Source organism: Mycobacterium sp. UM_Kg27 (assembly GCF_000972905.1).
In the GTDB taxonomy this organism is placed as follows: domain Bacteria; phylum Actinomycetota; class Actinomycetes; order Mycobacteriales; family Mycobacteriaceae; genus Mycobacterium.
In genome coordinates this window covers 1-10,166 of sequence record NZ_JRMM01000150.1, presented here as the reverse complement: position 1 = coordinate 10,166, position 10,166 = coordinate 1, and the positions used below count along the sequence as shown (strand labels likewise).

Here is a 10,166-nt window from a genome sequence, read left to right as displayed (position 1 = left end):
TGTATAAGAGACAGGTGCACCGGCGCCGGGCCGCCACCCGGCTCGGCGCCGGCGGAATCCGCGCCGCGCAACGCACCCGAGCCCGCCGCCGTCGCAGCCGTCACGGCCACCGAACTCGGCCCCACCTGGCACCGCGACTGCCCGGTCACCCCCGCGCAGTTGCGGCGGGTCACCGTGACCCACCTGGGCTTCGACGACCGGCCGCATCGCGGCGAGTTGATCGTGCATCAGGAGCTGGTTCCTCAGGTCATCGCCATATTCGACCGCCTCTACCGGCTGGAGTTCCCGATCGAGCGGATGCAACCGGTGGCGCACTATCGCGGCGGTGACGACGAGCTGTCGATGGAGGACAACAACACCTCGGCGTTCAACTGCCGGCGCATCCCGGGCTCCGGCAACTGGGCGCTCCACGCCTATGGCCGGGCCATCGACGTCAACCCGCTGCTGAATCCGTGGGTCGATCACGGCAGGTTCGTGCCCCGCAACGCCGCGGTCTACCTGGATCGCCGCCGGATCGAGCCGGGCCTGCTGCATGCCGGTGATGCCGCGGTGCGCGCCTTCACCGATGCTGGGTGGAGCTGGGGCGGCAACTGGCGCTCGCCGGTGGACTACCAGCATTTCGAGCGGCGCTGACGCGCGCCTACTCCACCAGCTCCGAGAGCTCCAGCCAACGGCCCTCCTGCTCGGCCACCTCGGCCTCCAGCGCCCTCAGCTGCCGGGTAAGCTCCGCCAGGCCCACATGATCGGACTGGTCAAAGGCGGCCAGCTCGTGATGCTTGGCCTCGATCTGCTCGGCCAGCCGCGCGAGCCGGCGATCGACGGCCGCCAGATCCTTCTGTGCCGCACGCAGTTCGGCTCCCGACAGCGGACCGGGACCATCGTCGGCAGCGGCGGCGGGCCGCGACACCGGCGCTCGACGAGCGTCGGCGGCCAGCTGCAGGTATTCATCGACACCGCCCGGTAGGTGGCGCAGGCGCCCGTCCAGGATCGCGTACTGGTTGTCGGTCACCCGCTCCAACAGATACCGGTCATGGGAGACCACGATCAAGGTGCCCGGCCAGGAGTCCAACAGATCCTCGGTCGCGGTCAGCATGTCGGTGTCGACGTCGTTGGTGGGCTCGTCGAGCACCAGCACGTTCGGCTCGGCGAGCAAGGTGAGCATCAACTGCAGCCGCCGTTGCTGCCCGCCGGAGAGCTCGCCCACCCGCGCCGACAGCTGAGCGCTGCCGAACCCGAGCCGCTCCAACAGCTGTGCGGGCGTCATCTCCTTGCCGTCGACCTGGTAGTCGTTGCGCAGCCGGCCCAGCACGTCGGCGACCCGGTCGTCGCGCAGCGTCGCCAATTCCGCCGACTGCTGGTCCAAAATGCCCAGTCGCACCGTCTTGCCGCGCTTGACTCGGCCGCTGTCCGGCACCACCGTCCCGGCGATCAGCCCGAGCAGGGTGGATTTCCCGGCACCGTTGGCGCCGACGATCCCGGTGCGCTCACCGGGGCCGATCCGCCACTCGACGTCGCGCAGCACCGGTTTGCCGTCGAACGAGACCGAGACGTCCAGCAGGTCGATGACATCCTTGCCCAGCCGTGCGGTCGCCAGCTTCATCAGCTCGACGTCGTTGCGCAGCGGCGGAACATCGGCGATCAGCGCGTTGGCCGCCTCGATGCGGAACTTCGGCTTGGAGGTGCGCGCCGGTGCCCCACGTCGCAGCCAGGCCAACTCTTTGCGTAACAGGTTCTGCCGCCTGGCCTCACTGGCCGCGGCCATCCGGTCGCGCTCCACCCGCTGCAGAACATAGGCCGCATAGCCGCCCTGGAACGGTTCCACGATGCGGTCGTGCACTTCCCAGGTGGTGGTGGCCACCTCGTCGAGAAACCACCGGTCGTGCGTGACCACCAGCAGGGCGCCGGCACTGCGAGCCCAGCGCTGCTGAAGATGGCGCGCCAGCCAGGTGATTCCCTCGACGTCGAGGTGGTTGGTCGGCTCGTCGAGGCAGATCACGTCCCATTCGCCGATCAGCAAGGCCGCCAACTGCACTCGCCGGCGTTGCCCGCCCGACAGCCCGGAGATGGTTGCGTCCCATGCGATGTCGGAGACCAAGCCGTCCACCACGTCGCGGATTCGCGGATTGGAGGCCCATTCATGGTCGGCCTGGTCACCGACCAGCGACGCCCCCAGCGTGCTGTCCGGGGCGAGGGTGTCGGCCTGGTCCAGCAACCCGACCCGCAGTCCGCTGCGCCGGGTGACGCGGCCCGAGTCCGGGGTGGCGGCGCCGGCCAGCAGCCGCAGCAGCGACGATTTGCCGTCGCCATTGCGCCCGACGATGCCGATCCGGGCGCCGTCATTGACCCCGAGGGTGACTGAGTCCAACACCACACCGGTGGGGTACCGCAGGTGAAGGGCCTCAGCTCCGAGCAGGTGTGCCACTGCTGGAACGGTACTGCCTGCCCCTCGGCGAATGGTGAACCAGCCGGACGAACGGCCCTGATATGCCAGAATGTGCACGTCATTCCAGGATCGTGCGCAACGTAGGGGAGCAGCGGTGGATCTGAACTTGTCGGCCATCACCCGGCCGGTCGAGTGGCTGATGGCCACCGCACAGAACGGCCTGGAGGTGCTGCGCTGGGGCGGTCTGGAGACCGGAACTGTGCCCTCACCGTTCCAGATCGTCGAGAGCACCCCGATGTACAAGCTGCGGCGGTACTTCCCGCCGGACAGCCGACCGGGTCAACCGCAGCCCGGACCGCCGGTGCTGCTGGTGCACCCGATGATGATGTCGGCAAACATGTGGGACGTCACGCAAGACGAGGGCGCGGTCGGCATTCTGCGGGCCGCCGGCGTGGACCCGTGGGTGATCGACTTCGGCTCACCGGACCAGATCGAAGGCGGCATGCGCCGCAACCTGGCCGACCACATCGTCGGCCTGAGCCAGGCCATCGACACCGTGGCCGAGACCACCGGGCGCGACGTGCACGTGGCCGGCTACTCCCAGGGCGGCATGTTCGCCTATCAGACCGGGGCATACCGGCATTCGAAGAACATCGCCAGCATCATCGCGTTCGGTTCTCCGGTGGACACGCTGGCCGCGCTGCCGATGGGACTGCCGCCCAATCTGGCCTCCGGTGTCGCCGGCTTCATGGCCGACCACGTCTTCAACCGGCTCGACATCTCCGGATGGCAGGCTCGCCTGGGCTTCCAGATGATGGACCCGCTCAAGACGGCGAAGGCGCGGATGGACTTCCTGCGCCAGCTGCATGACCGCGAAGCCCTGCTGCCGCGCGAGGCGCAGCGCCGCTTCCTGGAGTCCGAAGGCTGGATCGCCTGGTCGGGTCCGGCGATCTCCGAGCTGCTCAAGCAGTTCATCGCCCACAACCGGATGATGACGGGTGGTTTCGCGATCAACGGTCAGCTGGTCACGCTCACCGACATCACCTGTCCGGTGCTGGCATTCGTCGGCGAGGTCGATGACATCGGGCAGCCGGCGGCGGTTCGCGGGATCCGCCGCGCGGCGCCCGACGCCAAGGTCTTCGAATATCTGTTGCGGGCAGGCCACTTCGGTCTGGTGGTGGGTTCCAAGGCCGCCGAACTGACCTGGCCGACCGTGGCGCGCTGGGTGCTGTGGCAGTCCGGAATGGGTCCGCAGCCGGCCGGCGTGGCGCTGATGTCCGCGCAGCCGTCCGAAGGCGACAAGCGCGGTGTGGCGATGACGTCGCGGATCGCGCACGGGCTGGGTGAGGCCTCCGAGGTCGCGTTGACGCTGGCGCGCGGCGCCGCGGACGCCATGGTGGCGGCGCAGAAATCGATGCGCACCATGGCCGTTGAGACCGCGCGCACCCTGCCGCGGCTGGCCCGACTCGGACAGATCAACGACCACACCCGCATCTCGCTGGGCCGCATCATCGATGAGCAGGCCGCCGACTCACCCGACGGCGAATTCCTCTTGTTCGACGGGCGCGTGCACACCTACGAGGCGGTCAACAAGCGCATCGACAACGTCGTCCGCGGCCTGATCGAAGTCGGGGTGCGCCAAGGCGTCCACGTCGGCGTGCTGATGGCCACCCGGCCCAGCGCCCTGGTCGCGATCGCGGCGCTGTCTCGGCTGGGTGCGGTGGCCGTGCTGATGCCGACCGACGGCGACCTGCTGCCCGCGGCTCACCTGGGCGGCATCTCCGACATCATCGTCGACCCGGAGACCCTGGAGCTGGTCGGCGCGGCCGCCCGCGAACTGGACTGCCAGGTGCTGGTGCTCGGCGGTGGTGAAGCCCGCGACCTGGACCTGCCCACCGACATCGACGTCGTCGACATGGAACAGATCGACCCGGACGCCGTCGAACTGCCCGGCTGGTACCGGCCGAACCCCGGTTTCGCCCGCGACCTGGCATTCGTGGCCTTCGGCAACGCGGCCGGCGAGCTGGTGGCCAAGCAGATCACCAACTTCCGCTGGGCGCTCTCGGCGTTCGGCACCGCGTCGACAGCGGCCCTGGGCCCCAACGACACGGTGTACTGCCTCACACCGCTGCACCACGAGTCCGGACTCCTGGTCAGCCTCGGCGGTGCCGTGGTCGGTGGGGCCCGCATCGCGCTCTCGCGCGGCCTGAACCCGGACCGGTTCGTCTACGAGGTCCGTCAGTACGGCGTGAGCGTGGTGTCCTACACCTGGGCGATGCTCGGTGAGGTCATCGACGACCCGAACTTCGTCTTGCAGGGCAACCACCCGGTCCGGCTGTTCATCGGTTCCGGTATGCCCGTCGGCCTGTGGAACCGGGTGACCGACGTGTTCGCGCCGGCCCACGTCGTCGAGTTCTTCGCCACCAAGGACGGTCAGGCCGTGCTGGCCAACGTCTCCGGCGCCAAGGTCGGCAGCAAGGGGCGCCCGCTGCCCGGCGCGGTGGATGTCGAGCTGGCCGCATACGACTGCGATCACGACCTGATCCTGGAAGACGACCGCGGTTTCGTGCGAGTCGCCGAGACCGATGAAGTCGGCGTGATGCTGGCCAAGCCGCGCGGACCTATCGACCCGTCGGCCTCGGTCAAGCGCGGGGTGTTCGCGCCGGCCGACACCTGGATCTCCACCGAGTTCCTGTTCCGGCGCGACGCCGACGGCGACTACTGGCTGGTCGGCGGGCGCGCATCCAGCATCCGCACCGACCGCGGGATCGCCTTCCCGGTAGTCATCACCGACGCCCTGGGCGCCGTCACCGGCGTGGACCTGGCCGTCACCTATCGGGTGCCGACGGAGGGGGCGGACCTGGTGGTGTCGGCGGTGACCGTGCAGCCCGGCGCCACCATCACCGCGGCCGACCTCAGCGAGGCGGTGGCCGCGCTTCCGTCCGGTGTCGGTCCCGATGTCATCCACGTGGTGCCGGACCTGTCGCTGAGCACCGTGTACCGACCGGTGGTGGGCGCGCTGCGCGACGCCGGGCTGCCCAAGGCAGGACGCAACGCCTGGTACTACGACGCCGGCAGCCGGCAGTTCAAACGGCTGACCGCCGCGGTGCGTGGCGAATTGGCCGGTGGCCGACCATGATCGCCCAGGACCTGCTCGACATCCTGGTCTGCCCGGCCGACCGCGGGCCGCTGCTGCTGGTGCGGCGCTCCGGTGGCTCCGGCAACCAGGCGCTCTACAACCCGCGCCTGCACCGGGCCTACCGCATCGACGACGACATCCCGGTGCTGCTGATCGACGAGTCCGAAACCATCGGCGACGACGAACACGCCCTGCTCATTGCCCAAGCGGGTCCGGCAGCTCCCCAGTGAGATAACGCTGCAGGGTCGGGGCGATCATCGCCACCACCTCCCGCGCGGGCAGCGAGGCGATCGGCTCGAGCCCGACGATGTAGCGGGCGACCACCACGCCCATCAACTGGCTGGCGGCGAACTCGGCGCGCAGCACGCCGGTTCCGGACGGCTCGTCGATGCGCGGGGCGAGTTCGGCGATCACGATGTCACGAAAGAACGACCGGGCCAAGGGCTCCTCGGTCCCGGTGAGCATGGACCGCATCGCCGCGATCACGCCGGTGCCGGCCTGCGAATCCCACAGCGGCAGCAGCAGTTCGGGCAGGGTGCGCCCGAGTCGCTCGACCGGCGTCTCGCGCAACGGCCCCAGCACCGCCATCGGATCGATCGGCAGCTCGACCGCAGCGGCGAACAGCTGCTGCTTGGTGCCGTGGTAGTGGTGTACCAGCGCTGCGTCGACGCCCGCCGCGGCGGCCACCGCCCGAATCGAGGTGTTCGCGAAACCATTGCGGGCGAACAGCTCTCGAGCCGCGCTCAGGATTTTCTCTCGGTTGTCCGAGCCGCCGGACGGGCGACCCGGTCTGCGGCTGTTCGACGCGGTGGCCATTACGCGGTCCGTCGCCGCAGCGTGACCGCGGCCAGTCCCAGTGCCGCGGTCGCGAACGCCAGCACGATGACGATGTCGCGCACGGCGACACCGGTCAGGTCCGGGTGGGCGCCCACCTGCTGCAGCGCTTCGAGGGCGTAGCTGGCCGGCATGGCGTTGCTCACCCACTGCAGCCACTCCGGCATCGCCGCGCGCGGCACGATGATTCCGGCCAGCAGCAGCTGCGGCACCATCACCAGCGGAATGAACTGCACGGCCTGGAATTCAGTGCGGGCGAACGCGCTGCACAGCAGCCCCAGGCCGACGCCGAGCACCGCGTTGATGATCGCGATCCCGAACACCCATGCCGGGCTGCCCGCGGTGTGGAAATCCAGCAGCCAGAATGCGACCAGACACGCCAGGCTGGCCTGCGCGGCCGCCGCGATCGAGAACGCGGTCCCGTAGGCGGCCAGCAGGTCGCCCCGGCGCAGCGGGGTGGTCAGGATGCGCTCCAGGGTTCCCGAGGCGCGTTCGCGCTGCATGGTGATCGCGGTGATCACGAACATCAGAAACAGCGGGAACAGGCCCAGCAGCACCAGGCAGGCGGCGTTGAACGGCGACGGCGTACCCGGCGGGTGCACGGCGCCCGAGAACATGAAGTACATCAGCGTGATGACCAGGCTGGGCACCAGCAGGATCATCGCGACGCTGCGGTGATCACCTGCCAGCTGGCGCAGGATTCGCAGCGTGGTGGCCGCGAAGGGCCGTAGCTGCAGGGCTCCGGTCAGCCGGCTCGGGGCGCGGTGGTGCGCCGGATGATGGACAGGAACGCTTCTTCCATCGATTGACATCCGGTCTCCTCTCGCAGTCGTCGCGGGGTGGTACGCGCCAGCAGCCGGCCCTCGCGCATCAGCAGCAGATCGCCGCAGTGCTCGGCCTCGTCCATCACGTGGCTGGACACCAGCAAGGTGGTGCCGCGCCGGGCCAGCGCCGCGAACTGCTGCCAGAGTTCGGCGCGCAGCACCGGGTCCAGGCCGATCGTCGGCTCGTCGAGCACCAGTAGGTCCGGCCGGCCGACCAGGGCGCAGGCCAGGGAGACCCGGGCGCGCTGCCCGCCGGACAGGTTGGCGCAGTAGTCGCCGCGGTGCTGGCGCAGGTCCACCAGCTCGATCGCATCGTCGGCGTCGCGGGTGTCGACCCCGGTGAGTGCGGCGAAGTACCGCACGTTGTCGACCACTCGCAGGTCGTCGTAGATGGTGGCCTGCTGCGGCATGTAGCCGACCCGGTGGCGCAGCGCGGGGGAGCCGGCCGGGCTGCCGAGCACCTCGACCCGGCCGCCGGTGATCAGCTGGGTGCCCACGATGGCGCGCATCAGGGTGGTCTTGCCGCAGCCGGACGGCCCGAGCAGGCCGGTGATGGTGCCCGGGGCGATCTGCACCGAGAGGTCGTGCAGTACCGGCCGCTTGCCGCGCGCCACCCGCAGGTGATCGATCGCCACGGCAGGACCCGATGCCAAGAATTCATCAAGCGATGAAATCACCATGTGATGAATAATCTGCCCGGCACGGCACCCTGTCAAGGGGTTGGGGCCGCAAGGCAGAATCTCCCAGCGTGAGTGCTGTCCGGCTTGCCGTGGATCCGCTCGCGGCTGCCCACCGATTACTCGGCGCCACCCTCACCTGCCGCGGCGTTGACGCCACGATCGTCGAAGTGGAGGCCTACGGGGGCGTGCCGAGCGGGCCCTGGCCGGACCCGGCGGCGCATTCCTACCGCGGCCCCACCCCGCGCAACACCGTGATGTTCGGCCCGCCCGGGCGCCTCTACACCTACCGCAGCTACGGCATGCACATCTGCGCCAACGTGGTCTGCGGCCCGGACGGGACGGCCGCCGCGGTGCTGCTGCGGGCGGCGGTTATCGCCGCGGGTAAGCAGCTGGTCCAAGCCCGCCGCGGTGACACCGTGCCGGACGTGGCATTGGCCCGCGGTCCGGGCAACCTCTGCTCCGCGTTGGGAATCACCATGGCGGACAACGGAATCGACCTGTTCGCCCCACGCAGCCCGGTGCGGCTGCAGCTCGGCGGGCCGCTGCCGGCACAGGCCGGGCCGCGCGTGGGCGTCAGTCAGGCCGCCGACCGGCCGTGGCGGCTGTGGGCGGCCGGGACACCCGAGGTTTCGGCGTACCGACGCAGCCCGCGGGCACCGGCGCCGGGCGCCTCGGACTGATCCGGGAAAATCAACCCATGCCGACGACGATTCTCGACGAGCTGACCTGGCGCGGGCTGATCGCCCAGTCGACCGACCTGGACGCCCTGACCGCCGACGTGACGCGCGGACCGATCACGGTGTATGCCGGATTCGACCCGACCGCGCCGAGCCTGCACGCCGGAAACCTGGTGCCGCTGCTGGCATTGCGCCGCTTCCAGCGGGCCGGGCATCGGCCCATCGTGTTGGCCGGCGGCGCCACCGGGCTCATCGGCGATCCTCGCGACAGCGGCGAACGCACCCTGAACACCGCGGACACCGTGGCCGAGTGGTCCGAGCGGATCCGCGGGCAGCTGGAGCGCTTCGTCGACTTCGACGACGGCCCGACCGGTGCCGTGGTGGTGAACAACCTGGACTGGACCGCGCCGCTGTCGGCGGTGGAATTCCTGCGTGACGTGGGCAAACACTTCTCGGTCAACGTGATGCTGGACCGCGACACCATCCGGCGCCGACTCGATGAGGGCATCTCCTACACCGAATTCAGCTACATGCTCCTTCAGGCCAACGACTACGTGCAGCTGCATCAGCGCTACGGCTGTTCGCTGCAGATCGGCGGCTCCGATCAGTGGGGCAACATCATCGCCGGGGTGCGGCTGGTGCGCCAGAAGTCGGGCGCGACCGTGCACGCGTTGACGGTGCCCCTGGTTACCGCCGCCGACGGCACCAAGTTCGGCAAGTCCACCGGCGGTGGGAGCCTGTGGCTGGATCCCGAGATGACCAGCCCGTACGCCTGGTATCAGTACTTCTTCAACACCGCCGACGCCGACGTGATCCGTTACCTGCGCTGGTTCACCTTCTTGTCGGCCGAGGAGCTGGCCGCACTGGAGGAAGCGACCGCGCAACGCCCGCACGAGCGCGCCGCCCAGCGCGCCCTGGCCCGGGAGTTCACCACCTTGGTGCACGGGGAGGCCGCGACCGAGGCGGTGGAGCTGGCCAGCCAGGCACTGTTCGGCCGGGGCGAGCTGACCCGATTGGACGAATCCACCCTGACCGCGGCCCTGCAAGAGACCTCGGTCGCGCAGCTGGAGCCCGGAACCGCGGACAGCATTGTCGACCTTTTGGTGGCCACCGGTCTGTCGGCAAGTCGGGGCGCGGCCCGGCGCACCGTCGGCGAGGGCGGTGTCTCGGTGAACAACGTTCGCGTCGACAGCGAGGAATGGACGCCGCAGCCCGACGATTTCCTACATGGCCGGTGGTTGGTGCTGCGCCGCGGCAAGCGCAACGTGGCAGGGGTGGAACGCGTCTAGAGCAGGGCCCGAACCGCCCCGGCGGGCGCCGGAGTTGATCTTGAACCGGCTGAAAAGGGCCTGCTAGCAGCGGATTTGACTCCCAGTTTCACCTCGCGTAACTTTATCGACGTCGCCGCGACACGGCCAAGCCGGGGGAGCGCGACAAGCCCGCGGAATCGACAGAGATTCAGATGCGATTCCGGGGGTTTTCATCTGCCCGCACTGCCGATACGCGGCTTTTAGCCGCGGTTCGACTGCGCGTTCAGGTGGGCGTGTTGTTTGAGAACTCAATAGTGTGTTTGGTGGTTTTTGTTTGTTGTTGTTTTTGCCATGCCTTCGGCGCCCCGTGTTGGGGGTG

Annotated in this window: 9 protein-coding genes; 5 read left to right on the top strand and 4 right to left on the bottom strand. The window is 69.3% G+C overall.

Annotated elements, in window-relative coordinates; genetic code table 11:
* Positions 1 to 3 precede the first annotated feature (3 nt).
* On the top strand, positions 4 to 633 hold the full coding sequence (locus tag LI94_RS18405; RefSeq protein WP_052739972.1) for a M15 family metallopeptidase: 630 nt from the start codon (positions 4 to 6) through the stop codon (positions 631 to 633).
* A 7-nt stretch (positions 634 to 640) separates the two neighbouring features.
* Here LI94_RS18405 and LI94_RS18400 read toward each other — a convergent pair whose 3' ends face one another.
* A complete protein-coding gene (locus LI94_RS18400) occupies positions 641 to 2,422 on the bottom strand; it encodes an ABC-F family ATP-binding cassette domain-containing protein (RefSeq protein WP_046302089.1) in 1,782 nt (593 codons plus the stop codon).
* 115 nt (positions 2,423 to 2,537) lie between these two features.
* Between LI94_RS18400 and LI94_RS18395 the strand changes: the two genes are divergently transcribed.
* Together LI94_RS18395 and LI94_RS18390 are read left to right on the top strand one after the other, a co-directional pair.
* Positions 2,538 to 5,522 carry an acyl-CoA synthetase gene (locus tag LI94_RS18395; protein WP_024442902.1) on the top strand — a complete coding sequence of 995 codons (2,985 nt, stop codon included), beginning with the start codon at positions 2,538 to 2,540 and terminating at the stop codon, positions 5,520 to 5,522.
* Positions 5,519 to 5,752, top strand: coding sequence for a Trm112 family protein (locus LI94_RS18390; protein WP_024442903.1), 234 nt, complete (start codon positions 5,519 to 5,521; stop codon positions 5,750 to 5,752). The genes LI94_RS18395 and LI94_RS18390 overlap by 4 nt, the downstream gene beginning before the upstream one ends.
* Here the strand turns inward: LI94_RS18390 and LI94_RS18385 are convergent.
* Genes LI94_RS18385 through LI94_RS18375 form a run of 3 tightly spaced genes read right to left on the bottom strand, consistent with a single transcriptional unit; the run spans position 5,718 to position 7,860 of the window.
* The gene (locus LI94_RS18385; RefSeq protein WP_046302088.1) at positions 5,718 to 6,338 is read right to left on the bottom strand and encodes a TetR family transcriptional regulator; all 621 of its coding nucleotides are present in this window, start codon (positions 6,336 to 6,338) and stop codon (positions 5,718 to 5,720) included. The two genes, LI94_RS18390 and LI94_RS18385, sit on opposite strands and share 35 nt — an antisense overlap.
* Positions 6,338 to 7,168: an ABC transporter permease gene (locus LI94_RS18380; protein ID WP_081654587.1), complete on the bottom strand. Its 831-nt coding sequence runs from the start codon at positions 7,166 to 7,168 to the stop codon at positions 6,338 to 6,340. Before LI94_RS18380 ends, LI94_RS18385 begins: the two co-directional genes overlap by 1 nt.
* A complete protein-coding gene (locus tag LI94_RS18375) occupies positions 7,102 to 7,860 on the bottom strand; it encodes an ABC transporter ATP-binding protein (RefSeq protein WP_046302087.1) in 759 nt (252 codons plus the stop codon). Before LI94_RS18375 ends, LI94_RS18380 begins: the two co-directional genes overlap by 67 nt.
* Positions 7,861 to 7,928: 68 nt before the next feature.
* On the opposite strand from LI94_RS18375, the gene LI94_RS18370 reads away from it, so the two are divergent.
* Positions 7,929 to 8,540 (top strand): DNA-3-methyladenine glycosylase, encoded by a 612-nt coding sequence (locus tag LI94_RS18370; RefSeq protein WP_046302086.1) that lies wholly within the window; start codon positions 7,929 to 7,931, stop codon positions 8,538 to 8,540.
* A 17-nt stretch (positions 8,541 to 8,557) separates the two neighbouring features.
* Positions 8,558 to 9,826 (top strand): tyrosine--tRNA ligase, encoded by a 1,269-nt coding sequence (gene tyrS / locus LI94_RS18365; protein ID WP_024442908.1) that lies wholly within the window; start codon positions 8,558 to 8,560, stop codon positions 9,824 to 9,826.
* Positions 9,827 to 10,166 lie beyond the last annotated feature (340 nt).